The 23,364-nt window shown below is 49.8% G+C and carries 22 protein-coding genes; 14 read left to right on the forward strand and 8 right to left on the reverse strand.

What is annotated here, in order from left to right:
* Positions 1-29 precede the first annotated feature (29 nt).
* The 3 genes from P8J86_09010 to nfsA are packed head-to-tail and all read left to right on the forward strand — an operon-like array spanning position 30 to position 2,749.
* A complete protein-coding gene (locus P8J86_09010) occupies positions 30-584 on the forward strand; it encodes a sigma-70 family RNA polymerase sigma factor (GenBank protein ID MDG2054834.1) in 555 nt (184 codons plus the stop codon).
* Positions 581-2,008, forward strand: a complete 1,428-nt coding sequence (locus P8J86_09015) for a hypothetical protein (GenBank protein ID MDG2054835.1) — start codon at positions 581-583, stop codon at positions 2,006-2,008. The genes P8J86_09010 and P8J86_09015 overlap by 4 nt, the downstream gene beginning before the upstream one ends.
* Before the next feature lie 9 nt (positions 2,009-2,017).
* Positions 2,018-2,749 carry an oxygen-insensitive NADPH nitroreductase gene (nfsA, locus tag P8J86_09020; GenBank protein ID MDG2054836.1) on the forward strand — a complete coding sequence of 244 codons (732 nt, stop codon included), beginning with the start codon at positions 2,018-2,020 and terminating at the stop codon, positions 2,747-2,749.
* 33 nt (positions 2,750-2,782) lie between these two features.
* Here the strand turns inward: nfsA and P8J86_09025 are convergent, their stop codons facing one another.
* Together P8J86_09025 and P8J86_09030 are read right to left on the reverse strand one after the other, a co-directional pair.
* Complete coding sequence (locus P8J86_09025; protein ID MDG2054837.1) at positions 2,783-5,134, reverse strand: trypsin-like peptidase domain-containing protein; 2,352 nt, start codon at positions 5,132-5,134, stop codon at positions 2,783-2,785.
* Positions 5,135-5,415: 281 nt separating this feature from the next.
* Positions 5,416-8,136 carry a zinc-dependent metalloprotease gene (locus tag P8J86_09030; protein ID MDG2054838.1) on the reverse strand — a complete coding sequence of 907 codons (2,721 nt, stop codon included), beginning with the start codon at positions 8,134-8,136 and terminating at the stop codon, positions 5,416-5,418.
* Positions 8,137-8,392: 256 nt separating this feature from the next.
* Between P8J86_09030 and P8J86_09035 the strand changes: the two genes are divergently transcribed.
* The 4 genes from P8J86_09035 to P8J86_09050 all read left to right on the forward strand — a co-directional run bounded on the left by P8J86_09035 (position 8,393) and on the right by P8J86_09050 (position 11,951).
* The gene (locus P8J86_09035) at positions 8,393-8,809 is read left to right on the forward strand and encodes a protease inhibitor I42 family protein (protein MDG2054839.1); all 417 of its coding nucleotides are present in this window, start codon (positions 8,393-8,395) and stop codon (positions 8,807-8,809) included.
* A 147-nt stretch (positions 8,810-8,956) separates the two neighbouring features.
* Positions 8,957-10,456, forward strand: a complete 1,500-nt coding sequence (locus P8J86_09040; GenBank protein ID MDG2054840.1) for a potassium/proton antiporter — start codon at positions 8,957-8,959, stop codon at positions 10,454-10,456.
* A gap of 32 nt (positions 10,457-10,488) precedes the next feature.
* Positions 10,489-11,199, forward strand: a complete 711-nt coding sequence (locus tag P8J86_09045; protein MDG2054841.1) for a peptidase E — start codon at positions 10,489-10,491, stop codon at positions 11,197-11,199.
* A 59-nt stretch (positions 11,200-11,258) separates the two neighbouring features.
* Positions 11,259-11,951 (forward strand): hypothetical protein, encoded by a 693-nt coding sequence (locus tag P8J86_09050; GenBank protein MDG2054842.1) that lies wholly within the window; start codon positions 11,259-11,261, stop codon positions 11,949-11,951.
* 26 nt (positions 11,952-11,977) lie between these two features.
* On the opposite strand, the gene P8J86_09055 is transcribed toward P8J86_09050, so the two are convergent.
* On the reverse strand, positions 11,978-12,349 hold the full coding sequence (locus P8J86_09055; GenBank protein MDG2054843.1) for a hypothetical protein: 372 nt from the start codon (positions 12,347-12,349) through the stop codon (positions 11,978-11,980).
* A 258-nt stretch (positions 12,350-12,607) separates the two neighbouring features.
* Between P8J86_09055 and P8J86_09060 the strand changes: the two genes are divergently transcribed.
* Positions 12,608-13,846, forward strand: a complete 1,239-nt coding sequence (locus P8J86_09060; GenBank protein MDG2054844.1) for a hypothetical protein — start codon at positions 12,608-12,610, stop codon at positions 13,844-13,846.
* A 171-nt stretch (positions 13,847-14,017) separates the two neighbouring features.
* Here P8J86_09060 and P8J86_09065 read toward each other — a convergent pair whose 3' ends face one another.
* On the reverse strand, positions 14,018-14,506 hold the full coding sequence (locus P8J86_09065; protein ID MDG2054845.1) for a histidine phosphatase family protein: 489 nt from the start codon (positions 14,504-14,506) through the stop codon (positions 14,018-14,020).
* Positions 14,507-14,551: 45 nt separating this feature from the next.
* Between P8J86_09065 and P8J86_09070 the strand changes: the two genes are divergently transcribed.
* Together P8J86_09070 and P8J86_09075 are read left to right on the forward strand one after the other, a co-directional pair.
* Positions 14,552-15,025 (forward strand): dCMP deaminase family protein, encoded by a 474-nt coding sequence (locus P8J86_09070; GenBank protein MDG2054846.1) that lies wholly within the window; start codon positions 14,552-14,554, stop codon positions 15,023-15,025.
* Positions 15,026-15,034: 9 nt separating this feature from the next.
* Positions 15,035-15,592 carry a carboxymuconolactone decarboxylase family protein gene (locus P8J86_09075; GenBank protein MDG2054847.1) on the forward strand — a complete coding sequence of 186 codons (558 nt, stop codon included), beginning with the start codon at positions 15,035-15,037 and terminating at the stop codon, positions 15,590-15,592.
* On the opposite strand, the gene P8J86_09080 is transcribed toward P8J86_09075, so the two are convergent.
* Together P8J86_09080 and P8J86_09085 are read right to left on the reverse strand one after the other, a co-directional pair.
* Positions 15,589-16,527 (reverse strand): pyridoxal-phosphate dependent enzyme, encoded by a 939-nt coding sequence (locus tag P8J86_09080; protein MDG2054848.1) that lies wholly within the window; start codon positions 16,525-16,527, stop codon positions 15,589-15,591. The two genes, P8J86_09075 and P8J86_09080, sit on opposite strands and share 4 nt — an antisense overlap.
* Position 16,528: 1 nt before the next feature.
* Positions 16,529-17,011, reverse strand: coding sequence for a hypothetical protein (locus P8J86_09085; GenBank protein MDG2054849.1), 483 nt, complete (start codon positions 17,009-17,011; stop codon positions 16,529-16,531).
* A gap of 253 nt (positions 17,012-17,264) precedes the next feature.
* Between P8J86_09085 and P8J86_09090 the strand changes: the two genes are divergently transcribed.
* The 4 genes from P8J86_09090 (at position 17,265) to P8J86_09105 (ending at position 19,950) form a co-directional block, all read left to right on the forward strand.
* Positions 17,265-17,510 (forward strand): hypothetical protein, encoded by a 246-nt coding sequence (locus P8J86_09090; protein ID MDG2054850.1) that lies wholly within the window; start codon positions 17,265-17,267, stop codon positions 17,508-17,510.
* A 200-nt stretch (positions 17,511-17,710) separates the two neighbouring features.
* Positions 17,711-18,475 carry a hypothetical protein gene (locus tag P8J86_09095; protein MDG2054851.1) on the forward strand — a complete coding sequence of 255 codons (765 nt, stop codon included), beginning with the start codon at positions 17,711-17,713 and terminating at the stop codon, positions 18,473-18,475.
* A 177-nt stretch (positions 18,476-18,652) separates the two neighbouring features.
* Positions 18,653-19,537 (forward strand): hypothetical protein, encoded by an 885-nt coding sequence (locus tag P8J86_09100; GenBank protein ID MDG2054852.1) that lies wholly within the window; start codon positions 18,653-18,655, stop codon positions 19,535-19,537.
* Positions 19,534-19,950 (forward strand): hypothetical protein, encoded by a 417-nt coding sequence (locus P8J86_09105; GenBank protein ID MDG2054853.1) that lies wholly within the window; start codon positions 19,534-19,536, stop codon positions 19,948-19,950. Before P8J86_09100 ends, P8J86_09105 begins: the two co-directional genes overlap by 4 nt.
* 132 nt (positions 19,951-20,082) lie before the next feature.
* Here the strand turns inward: P8J86_09105 and P8J86_09110 are convergent, their stop codons facing one another.
* Positions 20,083-21,888 (reverse strand): ABC-F family ATP-binding cassette domain-containing protein, encoded by a 1,806-nt coding sequence (locus P8J86_09110; GenBank protein ID MDG2054854.1) that lies wholly within the window; start codon positions 21,886-21,888, stop codon positions 20,083-20,085.
* 374 nt (positions 21,889-22,262) lie between these two features.
* Positions 22,263-23,297, reverse strand: coding sequence for a hypothetical protein (locus tag P8J86_09115; GenBank protein MDG2054855.1), 1,035 nt, complete (start codon positions 23,295-23,297; stop codon positions 22,263-22,265).
* Between the last annotated feature and the right edge of the window lie 67 nt (positions 23,298-23,364).

The following is a 23,364-nucleotide window of genomic DNA, read 5'->3' on the forward strand; positions in this document are numbered from 1 at the left end:
CCTATGATGATTAAAGGTCACTCTAAAGCATGCAAGACTCCGCTCCATCAAGAGATCCAAAAGCTGTCTTTGAAATCCTCATGCGCGAGAATGCTGACCGGCTCATGATCTTTCTCAGGGCAACGGTCCGCGACTCAGCGGTCGTCGATGATCTATTCCAAGAAACCATGCTGACCGCATGGCGCCGGCTCGATGACTTTGACCGTAACCGCCCCTTTGGCCCTTGGCTGCGTGGAATCGGGGCCCGCTTAGTGATGGCCCACTTCCGAAAAACCAAGCGCGATTTCATGCTTATTGATCAACCAGTTCTTGAGCGTATTAGCCAACAGATGAATCAGCTTGATGAAAGTTCGCGGCACAGCTTTGATGAATCAATTGAACAACTAAGAGATTGCATAAAGTCCCTGCCTGAAAAATTAGGAACGGCGATCTCAGCTCGATACCTCAATGACCACAGCATGCTGCAAGCTGCTGGACAACTAGGCATATCTCAAGAAGCAACAAAAAAACGACTCCAGAGAGCACGCACACAGCTACTGGAATGCATGCAGCGAAAAGAAGTACTGGCCAGGGAAATAGCATGAACAATGAAGATCACACAAATCCTCCGACACCTCCAGCCTTATGGAGTGAGCTGATTGATGGCACCGATCAGAATATGCCCACAGATGAACCGACCCCTCAAGAGATTGATCATGTTGCTGACCAACAACTCATGCATGCCCTTCTACAGCACTGGTTTGGTGACCGGGATGCTGTAAACAACAACATTGCATCAACTGCGGAACAACTACAATACGATGAACAAACGAAGCCACTTCTTGCAGGGCGCATCGGAAGTCGCTTATATCTGCTCTCATCTTCGATCGCAGCAGCTTTTTTAATCGTATGCGGTGTATGGTTCCTGTCAAACTCGAGTCAACCTGCTATTGCCACTGTTGAAGCTGCGATAAAAGCTGACCAACAACTCCTCGATCGTAGCTATGTCATTACGATGGAGCATGCAATGCCGCACCCTGCCGGCCCAGTCACAACCGTGCATTTAGATCTTCGTGGGAACATGTATGTAGCACGGTTTATCAACCATCGTGGCCACCCCGTTGTGATCGGAAACAATGGAGAGCAGTCATGGATCGTGCGCCCTGATGGCCAAGCTATCCTCCAAGACCATGGACGTGGTCTTCAAGATCTATTGATCAAAGACAGTGATATCTCCATCCCCTTCCTAACCGTCGAGAATGTGCTCAACCGCCTTGGCGACAACTACGACCTAAGTCTCATTTCTTCACAAAGACTGTCAACTGACGACCGCGTCTCATGGCAGCATCTCATTGGAAACCGCACCAGTGGCAGTGGTCCCGATCGAATCGAAATGTGGTCGCACCCTGACACTGGTGTTGCGCAGAAATTCACCTTGCAGTGGAGCGACTCTGCCAAACCAGGACATCCACAGAAGATTGTCTTTCAGCGCATAGACGCAAGCCCACAAGAAGACGTGTACTACGAACCAGGCTCACACACTCATGAAGGCAGCGACCGAAATCCGCGCCGGTGGCGTGGACCAGATAGAGGACACCGTAATCCCACAGACAGGCGGCCACACCTTATGGACCGAGACGAAAATGGAGATGGCGCACTGAGTCTGGAAGAACTGGGGCCAAATGGCGCCCGGTTGATTCAGAGGTTCGACATTAATAAGGATGGCATCCTAGATGAGTCAGAAATTAACAAGATGCCTACGCCGCGGCCTGGCGATGGTGAAATAGCCATACCACCTACCAATGTTGATGCGGCCGGATTTATCAACCCCTTCTATAGCATGGGGCTTGATTGGACGGCATTGACTGCTGCAGGCCCTGTTGAGTTCGTGTTGCCACAGCCCAGGAGTGAGTGGGCATCGACTCAGATTAAATCGCGTCACAAATGTATGCATCAATGCTCACGTCGCTGGGCCAAAGGCATTAACTGTGATAAGTATGACTATCTTGGCGAATTTGATTTGCAGTAATATGCATCAATGAATTCAACGATTGATCAAATTGCCAAACATCGCTCCATTCGAAAATTCACAGAAGAGCCGGTACCCCAGGAAGCCATTTCCCAGGCGGTAGAAGCTGCCCAACAAGCCGCAACCAGTTCGAACGTACAGGCCTACAGCATTCTGCAAATTCGCGACCACAACGTACGCTCCGATCTATCTAAGCTCTGTGGTAATCAAGAAAAGGTCGTGGCTTGCGGGGCATTCTTCATTGTCTGCGCTGACTCTAGAAGGCATCGTCTTCTTGCCAAACAAGCAGAAAAGAAATATGAGTCCCATCTAGAAGGTTTTCTTGTGGGCGTCATTGACGCCAGCCTCTTTGCTCAGAATCTTGCACTTGCCTTTGAGTCAATGAACCTGGGCATCTGCTACATCGGCGGGCTACGCAATGATCTTCCTAAAGTGGGCAAGCTGCTGAGGTTTCCAGAAGGCGTCTACCCGCTCTTTGGCTTATGTGTCGGGCACCCGGGAGAAGAACCATTCAAACGACCCAGATTACCCGCTGAGGCTGTTCTCTTCACTGACCAATACCCCACTGATCAAGAGATGCTGGACCTGGTTGCTCGCTATGACCAACAGATGTCTGACTACTACACAAAGCGTGGCGCATCAGGCCGCACCTGGTCTCCAACAATCGCAGCTTTTCATGAGGCACCCCGACGCGAAAGTCTTGCCGCGTTCTATGTAAAGCAAGGTGCCGACCTCAGTTGATGAACTCTATTTTGAGCCGTCTGATCAGACAATTCAATATGCAGATGCTTCTGTGATCAGCCGCTTGGTCGCTTTGTGAAGTACATCCGCCGGAAGCGCGTAGGTTTTTGTCTGATCTGAACGGGAGATGTTCATTCCTATAACCCGTCCCTCAACATCCACCAAAGCGCTTCCACACTGCTCGGGATAAACAATTCCGTCATGCTGAATCACACGGCCAAAGCCACTCGTACGCCTGCTTAATGCCCGATGGCCTTTTCGCGGCGCCCCACCTGCATCTGCACCAACGCCTGGGAGTCGACCCAACGACGCTGTCACTGTTTTCGTTACTCCATTGCGGGTGAACTTCAATTCAACTTTTTCGCCAATGGCGCGATCGCGAATCAAATCAATCAGCCCCTGACGTGTCTTAACTTCAACACCATCAACAGCGGTGATCACATCCTCAGCACGCAAACGTGCGTAGGAGGCGCCAGTATTTTCACGAACCGAGATGATCTCAACGCCTTCTGAGTCGCCTCTGGCCAGCACGACACCAAGGAAGGGGCGGTCCGACCGCCCGATCTTCGATATGTAATCTCCTAGCGATCGCACGCCTACCGATAGTGGCGTGGCAGCATTGCCAACTGCAAATACAAAACTCCCAACCTCAGGTTTTTGGCCGGTTGCAAAGATGATGGGCTTTAGATTCTCTGTTTCAATCTTCAATAAACCAAGGTCGAGATCCTTATCATGTGCAACGACTTGCGCATCAAACCTTCGACCATTTGGACCAATGACGACTAATGGCTCGTCACCAAAAACAAGATCTGAGTACTTCCCAACGATAAACCCATCACGATGAACAGCCAGACCGTAACCAATTGTGCTTCCACCACGGCTTACCTGTACGACCGAATCAGAAATGGTTCCCGTCTTGGAAAGCATCGCCTCCCGAAAGTTCAAGTCGTCCTTAGAAACTCGTTTCCTAAAACTGGACTCAGGCCAACGCCCACCCATCTTGCACTCAATCACGCTCCGTTTTTCCGCGTGGCTGACAGTCAACGTAATCTCATCATTAGGCCGGTAAGACAACTCAGCAGCTTTCAAGTCAGCAAGGTTTCGTATTCGCTGGCCACCAATCAGTAGAAGCACATCATCAATATCGACGCCCGCTCCCCGAGCGGTTCCAAATGGATCCAGACGCGTAATGCGTAGGCCGCCCTCATCTGCGACGCCTTCAAGTCCAAGACTTGCTTGTTGGCCACAATTGCGCCGAACCACATTGAGGATGTCACGAAAACGGCGGCTCATCCGGATCGGCTGCATATCCGGATCACTCGCAATGTGATTAATTTGAGCCCATCCCCTGGCGACAGCAACCTCAAGGGTTTCTAACGCAAGATCATGGAATTGCTCTTGCTGTATTTCATCTTTTGAATTGGTTCCCTGTCTCACATAGCAACATGCCAGATGGTAATACCCATCCCCAAGATGTGGCTGTGCGTCAATGCAATCTTGAAAAGCGAGCTGGGCCTCAGAAAAACGACCCTGGTCAAGAAGGCTGTAGGCATTCGTAATTGAAGTCCCAAAATCGTTAGGCCAGAGTTCTCGACCTAATCGTATCTCATCCTTGAGCCGGCCAATAAACCCCTTTGTAATATTGATTGCTGTTGAAGAATTTTCATCTGGAGAATCACCGGTTGCCACATTGATGCCAACAAGATTGCCACGCAAGTCAATCAGCGGCCCGCCCGAGTCACCACCATTCAAAGTCGCGTCGGTCTCGACAAGCGGACCAAAGTTGGTCATGACCCGACCAGCACGTACGCTTGGTGGGCGAAAAGGCGATGTCTCAATACCAAGTGTGTGACCGAGGGATAGAACCCACTGTCCTTGCTCTAATGCATCACTGTTTCCAAAATTGATAACTGGCAGCTTCGCTCCCTTTGGATCGCATTTGATCAGCCCATAGTCAATTGGACCTTCCATATGTTGCCCGAGCGTCCGACCACGGAGCGCTGTTCCGTCAGCCAGATAGACCCAGCAGCGACGCCCTGGCTCCTCAATCACATGGGCAGCGGTAATGATGTACCCGTCAGACGAAATAATGGCGCCTGTTCCACCACGGACTGAGCCTGGCAAGTTGATTCGCAGCCCCACAACCGACGGAAGTGTTGATGCTGCGGCCTGCTTAATGGCTTGTTCGAGCTGCGTAACCTGACGATGATCAGCGGGAGTGATTAAATCAATATTGGCTGGCACATCAAGATGGCGCTGGATCGCCGCATCTGGAATTTCAGCTTGAGCCGAAAGACTTGGCCATACCCCAGCACCGACAGCCAAGAATGCAATACACAACAGACCACGACTTCTCAAACCTGCTTGACCGTCTTTTCTAATCACCCAAACCTCTCCTTATCAGCATGCGTCCCTGATAAATAATAGGTCCTTTGATGCTCTCTTATTGAGCTCTAGAAACCCGCGTACCAACTTTAATACGATCCTCACACGGGCTGAGTTCGATTTGGTTGGAGGCGAACGATCCAGAGCAATGAGATCACTTGGCAGACTGATGCCGAACTCGCCACAATGCCAGCCCAATAATGGGATATGTGGAGCCACAAGGGCTCTTCGACACAATCCAGCAGCCATCTGGCGCCATCTTCATCCTGCCGCTAGCTGGATCACTGGCTCAGGTAAATTGCCTCACGTGCTCGGTCAGTACGAATCTTCAGGTCCTCAAGATGAGCCGCTGAGTACGCGTCAATCGAATCTTCATCCATGGCAAGATTGATTTCCTTGAGCCTCTCATTGAGCTTTCGTAGATTTGCCTGTGCCAATTGACGGGTCGCCGTACTGACATTGGCATTACCAGTCGCCATCGCGATCAAGCGATCTGTCATCCCTGATTGAAGATTGCGACGCAAACTTGACACCATTGGTTGACGATTGGTGTATCCGTCATCCAAGTTTGAAACGTCAACTTCCGAGTAGATCTCCAGCATCATTGCATCAAAAACCTCTGGAAGAGTGAGTGCATCTTGATCAGCAGGCGTACGCAACTCATTGTCACGGATTTGCTCAAGCGTGCTTGGATTCAGAATGAGCGTTAAGGCCGTATTCTGCGTCCCCGAAACACGATCATGAATTGGCAGTGTCGGATCACCCGAGACGCCTCCTGCACGCCCCCACTTCTCCACGGTCAAAATATTGACAAGTTCAGGCGAAAGGCCGAATGCCTCATCTCGGAAAGCGTTCTCCATCATGAATGCAAGTGCTTCACGCTGTCGCTCAACGTCAACAACTTCAAGTGGCGCCCCGGTATTCTCATCACCTTTATTGACGCGGGCCACGTGTGTACCCCCAACCCAATTGCCCATCATGTCGATCATTCGACGCTGACGACTAAGCGTAGCGTTGTATGTTTTACGTGCCTTTTGCCAACTCTCACCATCTTTCACTCCATCTTCAAGCAACCGAGCTCGGTGCTCTTGAATGAGATCCATTTGTGAATTGGCATAGTCGATTGGATTGCGACTAAAGTCATATCGGCGAGCCAGAGGATCCGGACCATACGTATCATCATCGGTCTGATACGCATGCTCTCGCTGACCAACGCGTAACAGTACGTCCTTGGGATCATCAAGCGTGTAGCCATACTCAACTGCCCACATGTCATACGGGCCGATATCAATCATGGTGTAATCGCCCTGAATCGCATCAGGATTCGTATTGAAATTGGATGGCAGGTAATCCATCACCGAAGCAGCCATTGGCTTCTTGCCTTTGATTTCTTCGGAGTTGATTTCATCCATCGTATAGAGCGATGAGGCTTTGAAATTGTGTCGCAGGCCGATGGTGTGCCCCACTTCATGGGCGACCAAATTTGAGAGATGGGGACCAATGTACCACTCTGGAATGCCATCGAGCATATCGCCTTCAGGCTCTTCGAGTGCACCCATTGCATCAAGCTCCATATGAGCAAACGCCATGTCAACTGCCATGTTGTGGGCTGCCATGCAGTGCTGGCAATCATCACCTAACCAAGTACTGATAGCTGTTTGCTCCACGTTTTCCGCAAGCAGTGGATCCGCCTCTGATCGACTTGGATCCAAATCTCCGGCAGCTCGCCTTGCTTCACGCTCCGCCAAAATGTCTCTTCGCTTTTCTGGCTCGGCCAAAATGATTCGTGGATCCCACTGTGGATAGTCCTCAAGCCAAGCCAATGCCTCTGGCGTAAGACTGGTGGCTTGTTCCTGTGGTCGATCTTCGTACCACGAATAGAACGCACGAATCCAACCATCAGTCAATACCACATCAGCATCGAGAATCTGTCCAGTCAATGGATGAACACGACTGGGGCCAATCGCTGTAGAGACATCGTTATTCAGCCAACGAATGAAGTTATAACGCACATCTTCTGGATCTTTATCCATGTGTGCTCCAGTAGGTGCATCTTGCTGGTAGACCTCAATCGCATTCGCAATGCCAACTGCCTCAAATGCCTTATTCCAAGACAAAATGCCCTCACGCACCCAACGGCGATAACGAACAGGGGTCGTGTGCTCGATGTAAAAAACGATTGGCTTTGCCGGTGGACTGACTGAGAGACTTGGATCTGCTTTTTGTAGATCCCAACGGTTGATATACCTTGTCCAATTCTCATCGGTGCCATAGCGAGCCAAATCTCGATAAGACGTCAGAAAATAACCAACTCTGTGATCAGCTTCGCGCGGCTTGTAACCAGTGTCATCAGGAATCAAGCTAATCGAGTAATGCATGCCTCGATAGCCACCACTCGAATCAGGGCCTTCAACGGCCACTTCAATATTGTCTGGGAATGCCTTGGCTTTGGTAATCTCAGTCAAACGCTTGTTCAGACTACGACCACCCAACGCACTAGGTTTGTTGATCAGTATTTCATCAAGATCGATCACGGGCTGGCCATTTGGACCCATCGCCACAATTGGAACCTCAAGAATGACTTCATCAGTAAAGATGCGCTTGACAGATCGCTCGGTGGCTTCGTCACCATCAGCTCTGATATCGAGCTGCGGCGAGATCAGTGCCAGACGATCTCCATAACGACGCCAAAAGACATAGCGATCTGGCCCCTGAAGACCTGCAAAGATGACGCCCTTTGCAGGTGTTGAAGCGACAAAGTACTTCTGGTTCTTCCAGTCCGCTGGAAGCTCAGCCAAAAGCTGGTGGTCTTCACTATTAAGATAGAGGCCATAAAGTGAATCTTTGCCACTGGCCGTCGAAATAACGCGTTCATATCCATCCGATACCGAATCGAACGCGGGCAAATCAGCCGAAGCGGCTGTCGCCATCCACAAAGTGCCAAAGAACAAGCTCGCAAATCGCTTAACATGATATTGGCGGGGAATCCGCAATATGGTCATCTCTCACCCTCCTAAAGGTTTCAGTCATTTATCGTACGGTCTTCAACGGCCTGGTACCACGGCCCATTGCAAACTTCGACACTCAATATGGAAATATCGTCCGATCATTGGCTGCTGGAATACACGCAGATGGCACTTTTGAGGCCAATTGGCCCAAAAAGGCACTGCAAATAGCCCAAACTTGCCCCATACCTGCCCTGGACTTAGTTTGTGCCTGAAATAGACCTACCTTTGTCATCGAATGGAGAGCGAAAATATGCATATTTCCAAAGTCGTACGGACGAGCAACGTCATTGTCTTGATGGGCCTGTTAGCTTTTTTTACGGCCGCCTGCCAGAACAAACCAAGTAAGCCCAATCTCACCGTAGGACCTGCAGCAAATGATCAGGGTACGATTATGGAGAAGGGGCAGATTCTAGAAATCAGACTCCCATCGAATCCATCTACAGGATATCGCTGGGTGCGTATGGGACCTCTCACCCCCAACATGATGAGGCCCATCAACCATAACTACGAACCACCGAACTCTGATCTTCTTGGCGCAGAAGGAACAGATGTTTTCCAGTGGGAAACGTATGGCCCCGGCTTGTACACCGTCAATTACAGCTACCGAAAGTCTTCTACCTCGAACGACGCAGACAAGGGCTTTAAGTACACCGTTACGGTCAAGTAAGACCCCTCGGTTTTTAGCTTTTCAGACGCTTCACTCATGCCGGCATGGCCTTGAGCATTGGTCATTGCGCAGTTATCGATGACTTCTGGACCAGACGGATGGGACAGCACAGCACTCATGTAGCCAATCATTAATGGCGCCAACTCAATGGACCAACAGTTCCTTAATATTGCCTACGTGACGCTCGCCTTGGGGCTGCTCCTCGGCATCAGCTGTTCTGTAAGCCGCCTGAGTTCTTGGGCGGGAATTCCAATCTCACTATTATTCCTGGGACTGGGAATGCTTACGGGCCAGGATGGGCTCGGGCACATCCAATTTGCCAATTACAATGCGGCCTATTGGGTCGGCGTCATGGCGCTCATCCTCATCCTCTACCACGGTGGATTAAATACTGACTTCAAGACTGTCCGTCGCAGCCTCGCCCCAAGCGTCGTACTGGCTACTGCAGGCGTTGTAGGCGTCGCTTCTATTACTGCTGCTGGCGCCTTCTTCGTTCTTGGTTGGTTCGATATCCTAAGCTGGAAACATGCATTACTGTTCGGCGCCATTGTTGCCTCAACCGATGCAGCATCTACCTTTGCTGTGCTCAAGGGGCTCAGGCTAAAGGGACGGGTCAGCCACACCATTGAACTTGAGTCAGGGCTTAATGATCCCGTGGCTTTTATTCTGGTGATTGCACTAACCGAATGGGTGATTGGCAGTGTGGACTTGTCATGGTGGCTCATTGGGCTGATTTTCTATCAGCTCATTATTGGTGCAGCGGTTGGACTCTATGTCGGATTTATCCATCGAAAGATTATGAACTGGATTCGCCTTCCGATGCTCGGGCTTTACCCCGTGCGTACGGTCGCCATGGCATTGGCCTCATATGGGCTTGCATCAGTCCTTCAAGGGAGTGGTTTCATGGCGGTCTATATTGCAGGCATTACTGCCGCAAGTGGGCACCTTCCACTCAAGTCAGTCTTACTCCGTGTCCATGATGCATTGGCCTGGCTTGGTCAAATCTCAATGTTCATTGTGCTTGGACTACTAATTAAACCTTCAAACCTAGGATCCGTTGCTATTCCAGGCACACTGCTGGGCCTCTTTATTGCATTCGTTGCTAGACCCACATCAGTCATTCTGTGCCTGTTGCCCTTTCGCTATCGCTGGAATGAACGGCTTGCAGTTAGTTTTTTAGGATTGCGAGGCGCGGTCCCAATTATCCTCGCAATCATCCCAGTACTATCAATCCAAGCTGCCCATGAACATAGCGAAAACATGAAAGAACTTTTTGGCCTTGTGTTTTTTGCAGTTGTTGTAAGCTGTATTGTGCCTGGGGCCTTTGTCCGACCAATCACAAGAATATTACGCATTCGAAACGACACTCCACGACAACCAGTTGCTGAAATCGAAATCCTCTCCATTGATAAACTCGATCGACATCAACAAACATTCCTTATTACTGAAGATTCGCCCGCCGCTGGTGTTAAGCTGCGAGACTTCCCACTTCCAGAAGACATAAATGTGATGATGATCATGCGTGGCCCCAAGATTTTTGCCGCTCGCGGCAAGACCGTACTTGAACCCGGCGATCATGCATTCATTCTCTACCCGCCGGACCAAGAAGAGGCCGTACGCAAGCTTGTTTACGGTACAGACAGATAGCTCATAACGAATCGGAGACCAGTTTGACATCAATGCACCGTCACATTCTGGCAATTGGTGGATGTCCACAAGAAGGCGATTGGATACGATTTGTACGATTCATGGCCAAGCTCACTGGCAAGAGAACGCCCCGACTGGCCGTTCTCCCCACCGCCGGCGGAGATGCGGAGCATTCAATATCAATGGCGAAGCAATGGGCGAGCCAAGTTCCAGTCCAGCTTGATGTCATTTCTTTGTTCCGCCGCGAGCACGAGCAACTTCGCCCTGCGATCCTAAAAGCGGATGCAATTTTTGTTGGCGGCGGGAACACCGTCAATATGCTTGCTATTTGGCGAGCACATGGCGTCGACCATGTCCTTAAGGAAGCTTATCATTCTGGCGTCGTGCTCGGCGGGGTCAGTGCGGGCATGATCTGCTGGTTCCAGGCTGGCATGACTGATTCTTATCTGAAAAACACCTCCGCTCCAATCCGCGATGGCCTTGGGCTGCTGCCAGGTAGCGCGTGTCCCCATTTCGATAGTGAGCATCATCGTAGACCAGCTTATCTTGCCGCGATTGCTGGCGGGTTTCCAAATGGAATTGCTGCTGACGACAGATGTGGTGTGCTTTATCGTGATGAACAGATTGCTGAGGTCATCACAACCACCCCTAGCGCCAAGGCCTACCGCATCACCAAGGCTAAAAGTGATCAACAAATTGAACCCCTCGACACTAAATTGCTGCCGCCTCTCGATACTGCCTGACCTTTGCCGCCACTAAAGGGTATGCTGCCATCGAACTTGATTGCTAAAGGAGCGTTGCCATGCGTATTGTGACCATGAGTTTGCTACTGATCATTTCATTTCTAATAGTTGGATGCAATACTCATACGGTCTTGGGGTCGGATATCCCCCCTATTCCCGGGATGCACAAAGTAAAGCTGAATGCGAAGTACTCCAGCTCACAAAAAGGCCTCATCGGCCACGTTCACTTTGAAGGTACCTCCCACAACGCGTTGGATTCTATCGATGCTGCTGTCGTCGAATTCGAAGGCCAAGGCTGGGCGATGATCAATGTCGACGGCAGCCAGGATGAAGCAACCGCAACCCTTTGGAAAGAAGGTCGCGATGCCCACCTACTCGTCAAACGCAATCCCACCGTACCTGATCAATCTGTAGGCGCGCTTGTCGTTGAGCCAGGCCCCTGGACTCCACCAATGACGACGCCCTCATACGTTGCACCGGAAGCGACACCCGCCCCGACGAACGAAACTGAGGAAGCCGATCTTCAAAGCGACCAGGAACAGACGATCTCTGAGCTGAATGAAGAAATGCAATCGGAACAAACAGAATTGCCAACCACTGATGCTTCTGATGAAAGTGAACCTCAAGCAAGCCCAACGACGGCACCAGCATCCACACCCTCGACTGGAGATGATGCTGACACGCCTCCATCACCAGACGACGAATTGATGGATATCTTGGATGAGGATCCAGAACCAGATGAGAATCAATAGGCCGGAACCAAGGAACCAACCACTGTCTAGTTAATGGTTACCTTGTTGGGATATTCAGTCTTTATTTCCAGTCGGCCATCCGCTTTTTCTTGACTCACCTGGACGCCCCGAACATTGCTCGGATCCGCCTGATAAGTTTGGCCTGGCCCTAGGAATATTAAGACATCTTGATTGCCTTCTGGGTCGGTTGCTTTTATTTGCACCACATGCGAACCGGTATTCTTGAAGATCACTGGTTGATTAAGTGATGCGTCAATAGTCACGTCAATTGGCGTCGCCCCCACGACCAGTGATCTCGATTTCATCTGATGATCGCCACAACTCGCTAACAGAATTGTCATTGAGAAAGTCATGACAATCACGGTGATTGACGCAAATCTGTGTGGATGGAATGTCATTTCAAATAGCTCCTTGCTGGCTCATGACAATGTTCTAGGCAATGGCCTTCTATCGAACACCCACCATCGGACAGCGCGTTCCATCTCTATGAATTCATGTGTCACAGAGGCGCCCAAAAGAGACCTCATCGCCCAAAAACGCCACTTGGGACCCATAACATAAATTCAAAGGCGTCAAGCACAACAATGTTTGCCCCCAACAGTCGCTTTCCTCGCTACCTCTTTTGAACAGGACACTAAAAAGCAGGAGCTAACCAAATGAACTTTTCAACTCAGACAACAAAACTTTTTGCCGCGGCAGCAACCCTGACCATTGCTGGTACCGTTTCGGCTCAACTACCTCACCATGAAGACCTGATTCTTGGTCCCATTCCAATGACAGGCCTTTCAAAAGGTGTGGCCTTCAATTACCAACCTTTTCTTGATTCTTCAGGAACCTTGAACTGGGGCGGCGTGTTCATTGAGCCAGGTGGACGATCTGGTGGACACAACCAAGAAGTACATCTTGACAATGCAGGCCTCCACTACGACTTCGACTCGTCTGGTGGCTGGGTTCCCGGACCACAACGAAATCTACTGCTCTACATAGGAGAATACGGAGGTGAACTACGCATTAGGTTCTCCAATTCACTCGGCATGTACAACCAGGTTCATCCTGATGTCATTGATTTCAATGGCACTGGAGCTGCCGGCGTCATGATTGATGTGGTTTCAGGAGGCACTGATGGCAATCCCGCCCTGGTACGCCTTGTTGGTGATGTAAACGATTTGGAAATCACTGGCCTACATGTTTGGGTCGACATGGGCGTGCGGCCCTGTACCGATGGACTTTGGGACGACCTACCATTAGGAAGCACCTACAACGTTGGTGATTTGGTAACGACTCTTGGCTTGGCAGTACAGCTTTCGCCTTACTTTGGATCAGGCGCCCCCGGCTATGCCGAGATCCAAGATGGCCGTGATAGCCTTCCAGACTTCTTTGACAATCAGGCCTTAGGAGCAGATTACGAGATCCACCTCAATAATATCACGGCAAATATCGACCTGACCTCAACTGGTGCCCTTCACTACCAGGACGCAAAACTACGCTTCGGTGAGTATGGCGGTGGTGTTGAATTCCTCATCAACGGCAACTTCATCGCCGTACCCGATATCCGTAATCTTGACGGCCTCACACTCGGCGGCTGCTACCTCGACGTCTATGCCGGTGGTAATGGAAACGACGCTGGTGAAATCCACATTCTCGGCCCCGTCAAGTCTATCGGTATCGGCGGTGAAGAACTTTGGATTGACTGCCTCGACGGAACACCTGTCTACCCAATGTTGATGGGTGACGCAGATGGTGACGGCTTCGTGGGCCTCTCAGACTTCACAGTACTACTCCTCGAATACGGAAGCGCATGTAAGGGAGGCTGCAGTGCTGACTTTGACGATGACGGAGACGTAGACACTGATGATTTCTCCACACTACTCGTCAACTGGGGCGCCAGCCTCTAACAAATTCAAGGGGGGCTCAAGAGTTGAGAGCCGCACCGTTTTAGATCTGGCTCATAAGCCATACCTAACAGGATCTAACGGAGCGAAACCCAAGAGACATCGGCCTTCCAAGGGAGGCCGATGTTTTTTAACACCCAAACATAATGACTGGCGTTCAAAGCCAGGCCCCAATCAAATTTCCTTCGGTCGCCAGAGACCGATCAGACGAACGGGATCTCCCAGATCAAACGAACCCCAATCCATAACATCACAATCAAAGGCGCCAATCGCTGCCGTCGGGAAGACCTGATAGGACCCAGCAAGACTACTTGCAAGCATCTCCATACCTGGATTATGTCCAACTAGCATGACGCATGATTCATCTGATGCCTCGCGATTGAGCACTGAAATAATCTGCCCCGGCGAAGAGTGATACAAAGACTCTGTCTCCATGAGACGAGCATCGAATCCACCTGACTCCGCCACCGCATGTGCCGTAGTCCGGGCCCGACAGGCTGTGGAGCTGATGATGAGATCCGGAATGAGCTGTTTCTCAGCAAGCAAGAGGCCCATACGCGGGGCATCACGTATACCTCGAGCCGCAAGAGGTCGATCATGATCAGAGAGGGTTTCATCATCCCAGTCCGACTTCGCATGCCGTAGCAAGATTAATTTTCGCATGACCAGATTGTACCGAACCCCGACCATCACACTACACTGCAGCAAATGTCTGACAAATGGCATATTCGTTTCTTGGCCCTGGCAGACTCCATCGCTACATGGAGCAAGGATCCGAGCCGCGGTGTCGGATGCGTTATTGTGAATCCAGCCAAGCAAATCTGCGCAACTGGATTCAATGGACTCCCCCGTGGAATTGAAGATCTGCCAGAGCGACTTGAACGCCCCGCCAAGTATGACCTGATCTGCCATGCTGAGATGAATGCGATCGTCCAATGTGCTTTTAGTGGAACCGCCTGTTCAGGCACCACGCTCTACGCTTCATTCAGCCCCTGCTCGCATTGCGCTATTGCGATCGTCCAAGCGGGCATCTCTCGGGTTGTCACCTGGAAGGAAGAGACGATTGACCCTCAATGGGCCGCAAGCCTTAGCGGAGCGATCGAGATGTTTAGTGAAGCAGGCATTGACTATGTGGCACTACCTCGACCAAGAACAGGCGATGTCACAACTGAAGAAAAATGAGAACGAGTCATGCGAATCACCGTGAACAAGGATGTTGCAAAAAAAGAATTCCAGCCATTCAAGGATGACCCTGTCTTTGCTGAAAGCGCTGCCCTGGTCAGCCAAGGGCGAGATCCAGTGCAAATGCTCCAAGCACTTTCCATGGTTCCAGGTGGACTTCGCACTCTGGCAGCAGCAAGCCAGGCTGTCTACCCTGGCGGCACACTTGATCAGACCACAAAAGAACTCGTGATTATCAAGGCATCACAATCAAACAACTGCCAGTTCTGCCTCAATTCTCACGTTGATATTTGTCGCAATGCTGGCATTAGCGATGATCCGATCAACATGCTTCTCGACAGTGAATCGCAGACACCAGCTCAACGAGCAGCCCTTCAATTTGTGGCTGCAGCAATGCAGGACAGCAATGCGATCGCAGATAACATATTTGATGAGCTACGGACTCATTTTACAGAAGCACAGATTGCAGAACTCGCCCTGCTTCTTGGATACATCAACATGCTCAACATGTTCAATAACTGCCTACAAGTTCGCTATCAAAGTGACTACAAGCCTGCCTCTGATTAGGCAGGGGCCACATTTCCGCCGCAGATCACCACAGCGACAACCGCATCTGTTGCAAATGAGTCCGCTATCTGTGTAAGCCCTGCAACCGCGACGCCAGCAGCACCCTCCACACGCATCGCGTGCTGGTCGAAGACCATTGCCATGGCCTGGGCGATTTCTTCTTCCTCTACCTGAATCCACTGATCAACAAATTCGGCACATGGACCCACTGTGATCGAACCTTCTTCAAGACGACCTGCCGTTCCATCGGAAAGCGTGGGCTTCAGAATAGATTCAACAATATGCCCTGCTCGTACGGCGTCATACATTGCTGGACTATTGGCAGGCACGACGCCAACCGCATGAAGGCCTGGCTTAAGCTTTTTTCCACCCGCGGCCATGCCACCAATCAATCCCCCGCCCCCAACTGATACAACGATGGCGTCAACACCCGGTTCCTGCTCAAGGATTTCAGAGGCAACGGTTCCTTGTCCGGCCATCACCTGCAGATCGTTATAAGGAGAGACATAAGTCATGCCCTCTTCTTTCGCCACATCACGCGCTTTCAATTCAGACTCCAACGGATCTTCGCCAATCTGCTGAATCTGTACACCAGCATCTCTCAACTTATCGACCTTTGCCTGAGCCGCTGTCGTCGGCATATAAAGTGTGCCATTCGTACTGGTCACCTTCATCGCATACGCGACCGCCAAAGCGTGATTACCTGTCGATGCTGCCGTAATCCCACAAGATCGTTGTTCATCGGTCAGACTAAGCAACTTATTCAGAGCCCCCCGAGCCTTGAATGATCCGGTGTGCTGCAAGTTCTCAAGCTTCAGCAATACACGGCAGCCCAATCGTTTTGACAAGACATTTGATTCAATCAAATCAGTTCGTACGACATATGGCGCAATACGCTGCCGCGCAAGCTCAATCTCTTTCAACAGATCGCTCACTTTAATCACTGCTTTCCTCTGGAGACATGAGTTGCATACACCAAAGAGGACCTCTTATCACAAATCGACCATCAACCCTAGCCGCTGTTTTTGAATTGTGCATCGGATCCATACTTGCCCATGGAATACTACAAGAATGAGCGCCTAGAAGACGCCACAACTTAATAGGCCTGAGATGTAAGTGCTCTGAGTCAGCTGCTGCGTGAATGCTCAGCCCCATATTGACCACACCTAAAGAGAAACTTTGGTAGCTTCGATGGACCGAATTGGGGTTCGGTTTCTGAGGCAAATAGACATCGACCATTGGATTCCACAGTAAGCAGAAAGCAAGCCAAGCCATGATCGGGATCATCGCTATGGCATCAATTATGAGCAGCGTGACTGCCACAGGACTATTGGTCTCAATGATCCAGATCAGTAAGCCGGCAAAGACCGCCGCCTCAACGAATACAAACAACCAGAAGTAGAGCGCCTTTCTTGTCACAGTAAACTCCTCCGATGGTCGAATTCTACCAGTGGCTAATTTAACAGAACAAGCTTGTTCTCGGACGCTTATAAGGATCCATCTGAAGTGATAAAACCTCCTTTTGAGCAACTTTAGGTGGGCCCTACTGATGCCAAACATGGCCGCACTCCAAGCCATTCAATTACTATGAGATGACGTTGAGAGGCAGTATCATCATTGCCAACAAATACAGGCTGGCTCGATCGAGCCCAAACGAAGTAAAGGAGCCAGTATGTCAGAGCAGACAAGAGGTTCGTGGAGTGGTTATCAGTGGATTATGGTGGTGCTCGTCGCTTGCTTAGTTGTGCTTCAGATTATATTTGTAGTCCGCATCAGCCAGGGTGTCAGCGCTCTCGAAGACGTTGGCAAGACGGCCAAACACCAAATGAAAAATGTCGGCACCGCCGCTATTGGAGCAACTGATATCGCGGGCGCCTTGCTTAATCCAGATGGGAAAAAGAAGGACAAAAAGAAGTGATGGCCTAAAAGAACCCTCATTGATCTGAATCCCATTATCGCCCTCAAACAAATTACCCTGCAGGCATCATCCTGAAGGGTTTTTCTTGCTTAAAAATAGTCACAAAAATGCCTCCTTCATTGCAAGATATGTGAGGTCTCATGTCATTTGCATAAAGAGAGACCATGCTTAGTTGACACCCCCTCAAGGAGCATTCAGAGATGAGTTTTAACCAAACAGGTAATAAGGACGAGATCGCGATACTTCAGAGGCAAGTGAGAACCCTCAAATTCGTGATGTTTGGAGGAATGTGCTTACTTGCTGCCGGTATTGCCGTTGCAGCCACAAGCATCCAAGACGCCACTGATGTCGTAAAAGCAAGAGAATTCAAACTTGTCGATGATGAAGGAAAAACACTTGCGATACTTGGCCGAAATGACGACGGCAGTGGTGGACTTTTGATCAATAACAAGGATCAACAGATTGCTGTAGGACTTGGTGCTGGCCCTGACGGTGGCGTGTTGGCCATTCGCAACAAGAATGGCCAACGTGCAGCAATACTGACCGCTGCCCCCCATGGCGGCAAGTTGATGACACTCAATGAAAATGGGAAAGCCAGCGTATCACTCGGTTCAGACTCCTCAAATGGTGGCATGTTGATGACACTCAATGAAAATGGGGACGTCAGCGTATTACTCGATTCAGATTTCAATGGTGGCCTGTTGTCCATCCGTAACAAGGATGGAAAGCAAGTCGCGGGACTTGCTACGAATCCAAAGGGTGGCGTGTTGAACATCGCCAACAAGGATGGGAAAACCGGTGCGTTACTGAATGCGACTCCACTTGGTGGCAGGCTTTTCATCAACAACAAGAACGAGAAGCCAGCTGCAACACTTAGTGGGTTTCCAGATGGTGGCGTCTTGCGCATCCGCGACAACACCAACAAGACAATCTTCTCAGCACCTCAAAGTAACGAAAAGAATTAGTAACAAGACGATTCTTAAAATAGCCGAGCTGTGTGACATCTTTGAATTGTGATTTCAAGATGTTCCTATAGCTGCGGCAACGCAACTGCCTAGATACAGCAATGGCGTCCTACATGACAACATGACGCATTTCTTGCCAATATTCCGTGTCCCACCTCAAACCAGGAGCACCAAGACATGAAAGTGAATTCCAGCACGATAGGAGCAATGCTCTTCATCGCTCTCATCATCACAGGAAGCGCCACGGCCATCGCAGATCTCTCGAGAATACACAACTGGAACATGGACAACGATCCTGGGTGGACTCGCAATGGCGAATGGGAATTTGGACAGCCGCAGGGACTTGGTGGATCATTTGGACTGCCAGATCCAACCAGCGGACATACCGGCGACAATGTGATGGGCATGAATCTTGCCGGCGACTATTCTGTCGAGATCGGCGGCCCCTACGAGCTCATTGCAGGTCCGATCGATTGCACTGGATTTGTCTCTAGCGAACTACACTTCCAACGCTGGCTCAATATCGACTGGCAACCATGGGTGTACTCTTGGATCCATATCAGTTACGACGGTGAGAAGTGGTCTGAACTGTGGAACAACGGCAACGTTAATGAAATTACCGAAGACCAATGGACAAAATGGACTTTTGATATTTCATCTGTTGCGGACAATCAACCAACTGTCTACATCAAATGGTCTTACCAAGTATCGAGCGCCGCGTGGGACTACTCAGGCTGGAATCTTGATGACGTTGAAATATGGGCCCGACCAATTAGATGCGAAGGCGATACCAATCAGGATCAAGTTGTGGATATAGAAGATTTTAGTGAACTACTTATTCAGTTTGGTGAAGTAGGCATTGGGCTTTCCGCTGACTTCAACGGCGATTTTAATGTTGACGCTGATGACTTTTCGCTTCTTCTGATAAACTTTGGAAATGACTGCAACACAGATTCCATAGCAGCCAGTGCGGTGTTGCAAACACCAAAGGGTGGCGTGTTGAACATCGCCAACAAGGACGAGAGGCCAACGGGATTTACCCCTGCAGGAGCAAAGCAATGAACTCAGAAAAACGTATTGAATCGCTCGAAGGTCAGGTGAGAACACTCAAACGCATCGTTTACGGCTTCGCCTGTTTACTTGTAGCAGGCATTGCACTGGCTACAACAAGTGTGCAAGACATTCCTGATTTGATTCAGGCAAAAAAGTTTGAGGTCATCGATAAAGAAGGCAAGGCTGTTGGACATTTCAGTGCTGGCACCAATGGCGGGAAGTTAAACATCTTCAATAAGAAAGGGAATTCAGTTGCAGGCCTTACTTCTGGAAAGAATGGTGGTGGATTGGTCATCATGAGTAATGACGAGAGAATCCTTGCAGGGCTTACTGCGCATGAAGATGGTGGCGGCCTAATCATCTACAACAATCAGATGAAGACACTCTTCCGAATACCTGAAAAAGAAGCCGCCGAAATTTAAACTGACGGCCTTGCTTAAGCCACAAAAGAAACACAGCCCCGGCTCTAAAACCGGGGCCGTGTTACAAAAACCAAAGAAAAGCATTGCCGCTTCCATAGCAATCACGCTGATCGCATTTGTATTTTAAAAACCTCAGATGCTCTCAAGCTCTGCCCATCGAGCGTAAAGCGCCTTCACATTTTTTTGCGCTGCTGATAACGCCTGAAAGGTTTCAGAAGATTGCTTATGATTCTTTGCCAGCGACGGATCTGCCGCTGCTGTTTCTAACTGCTTAAGCTCAGCCTCTGCAGTCAAGATAGCTGCTTCCATTCCCTCATACTCTCGCTTCTCTTTGTACGAAAGTTTTCTCTTACTTGTATTGACAACGTTTGGGGCAGGCTCCTTATCTTTCTTTACCGCGGCCGCACCCGAGGAACCACCTTTCTTCAGATATGTGATCCACTGCTTACGCGTTGCAAACTCTCTTGCGTTACCACCATCGTCAATACCGACATATTCAGTGGCAATTCGATCCATCATGAATCGATCGTGTGTCACAAGTACCATCGCCCCTGGAAATTCCAAGAGAGCCTGCTCAAGAACTTCAAGGGACGGAATATCCAGATCATTGGTTGGCTCATCAAGCAATAGAACGTCAGCTGGCTTCAACATCAAATTAGCAATCAATACCCGTGCTTGTTCACCGCCTGAGAGATTACTGACAAAGGTCGTCAATTGAGATTTGTCAAACAGAAATCGTTTCGCCCAACCACTCACGTGCACCTGCTTGCCACGATAATCAACCATATCACCGATAGGACAAAGTGCTTCCTGTAATGTTTGCGTCGGCACAAGCATGTCACGATGCTGACTAAACGTGACGACTCGCAAATCTGCGGCACGCTTAATGGTGCCTGAGTCAGGTTTCAAATCACCAGACATCAGCCGCAACAACGTAGTCTTGCCAGCCCCATTAACACCGAGAAGCCCAATGCGACGCCCAGGCGTCAACGTGAGATCTAGGGAATCAAATAACTTCTTTTCGCCCATTGCCTTGGCAACATTATGTAATGCCAGAAGTTTCTTTGTCTTTCGCTCAGTCGCCTGAAACTCGATCGTTGTCGCACGAGTTGGTGCTGCATTTCTTTCTTTGGTCGCCTTTAATTCAGCTCGGCGACTCACCGTGTCACGTACTTGTGTCTTGTTGCGAGTTTGCCGCCCTTGAATCCCCTGCCGCAACCAAGCTGTATCGCGACGCACTTTATTCGCCAATGCTGACTCGGCAGCCTCTTGCGCATCAAGAAATGCTTCCTTGCGATTGACAAATTCAGTGTAGTTACCCACGACCTCAAAAATACCACCCGGATAAGCCGGCGAAAGCTCCACGATCCGACTCGCCGTATTCTCTAAAAATTGACGATCATGGGTTACGAATAGCATGGCAATTCGAGATCGCAAAACAAACTGCTCAAGCCACAACACCCCCTCAAGATCAAGATGATTTGTTGGCTCGTCCAGCATCAAGACATCAGGCTCACGGCAAAGTGCACGCGCAATAGAGAGACGTTTTTTCCATCCTCCTGACAAGGTGCTGACAAGGCGATCAAAATCCTCAAATCCGAGCTTTGACAATGAGATGGCTGCCAATGATTCGGTATCAACACGATCATTAACTTCAGATTTCAACGCTTCCCGAATCACAGACATTGGCGTGGCCCCGTCGGGAAACACGTCATCTTGTTCGATATATACGAGGCGCAATCCGCGACGCCTATTAACTTCGCCTTCATCTGGTTCTTCAAGATCGGCCAGAATTTTGAGTAGTGTCGACTTGCTAGCGCCATTGGGGCCAATAAGCCCCAGCCGATCACCATCACCAACATGCAGCGATAGACCTTCAAACAGCACATTTGAAGGGAATGATTTCGCTAGGTCACGGACGGAAAGAAGTGTGCTCATAACATAAAAACGGAAACACTAAAAAAACGGAACCAATGCTGCCACAGAAGAGGCAATAAGAGAGGCCTTTAACCAGCGACTCGTTCTGACTACCTATCTGATCCTTGGCGGAGAGAAAGAATGATAGTTAGATTGCGGAGCAGCGATCAAGAATATCTGGCTTTTTCTCAAGCATTGATCTCATCTTCAGATCCCATGAAGCAATCGTCGCCTCTTAGCAACAAAACGATGCAAGAACGGCCACGGGATAGCAATCTAGCGAGAATCATATGGGCCAGCTATCGAATTGATAGTGGGTCAATTTGCAACAACTTGAGCGAGTAGCTACTTGCTGAGATCTCCAATGCAAATGATCTCACATCTGCCTCTAGGCCTTATGGCGCACAGGGGCCCCACTGCTCAAGAAGAATAGTGAAGTCATCAATATTGACAATGAGATCATTATTGATGTCCGCAACATTAACACCTGCGGCTCCATAGTTGACCAGCAACAATGAAAAGTCAGTAATATTCACCACTCCGGACTGATCAATATCTGCTTCACAATTATCCTCTGACTCAGGTTGCTTGGGATGACTGTCAAAGAAGTCGAAGATCAGATTCTTAGCCGCGTTGTTATAGTTCGGCCAGTGGTCCACATTTTCATATCGCCACAACTCCACATCACCATTGTCTGGACAACCTTCGAAAACCACTCGGTTGACCTGACCATTACTATCAAATGCGGGCCCCATTTCTACAGGGCCAGAAGTACAACCATTAAAGGCGGCCCATTGGGCTGTTGAGCCAGGTGCTCCCGGATAGTCATTCCAGCCAAAGGTGCCACCGTTGTAACTGACCGTATCATCAGCGGTGCCATGGGTGTGGAGTACGCTCACTGGTTGGCTAGGATCACACTGCGCCGGGTCATCCCAAGTCGCGCCTGATCCAGGAACAATAGAGGCAATAAGATCTGCTCGATCACACGCGATTCGGTAGCACATAAAACCACCGTTTGAATGGCCAATCAGATGAATCTTATTGAAATCGACGTTGTACTGGGTATCGATGTACGCAATAAGGTCTTCAAAATAACCGACATGATCTGGACTGTTTGGTGAGCCGCCAAAACTACAGCAAGCATTCGTTGCATTCCAATAAGTGTTACCGAACAAGTCTGTTGGCGCTGTGGGGTAAGCGTAGATATAACCACGACTGGTGGCCAGATCTTTGAATCGATACCAATTTTCTGTATCTGGGCCCGTACTTGTATAACCATGAATGAGCAGTACCAAGCCAGAGGGCTCTGATGCATCATGCCCTGCAGGAAGATGCACTGGCACTTGATCGACGGCCTGTTGAGCATTGAGGCTTGTTGATGATGCTATGCCGATGGTCAATACACTAATAAGTAGGAAGGGGTGTCGCATGTTATCTCCGTTTAACTGCATTCACGTAAACCCGTCCCCACTAAGTATTTATTAGGAATACGATCTC

It is taken from the genome of Phycisphaerales bacterium, from assembly GCA_029268515.1.
GTDB lineage: Bacteria > Planctomycetota > Phycisphaerae > Phycisphaerales > SM1A02 > JAQWNP01.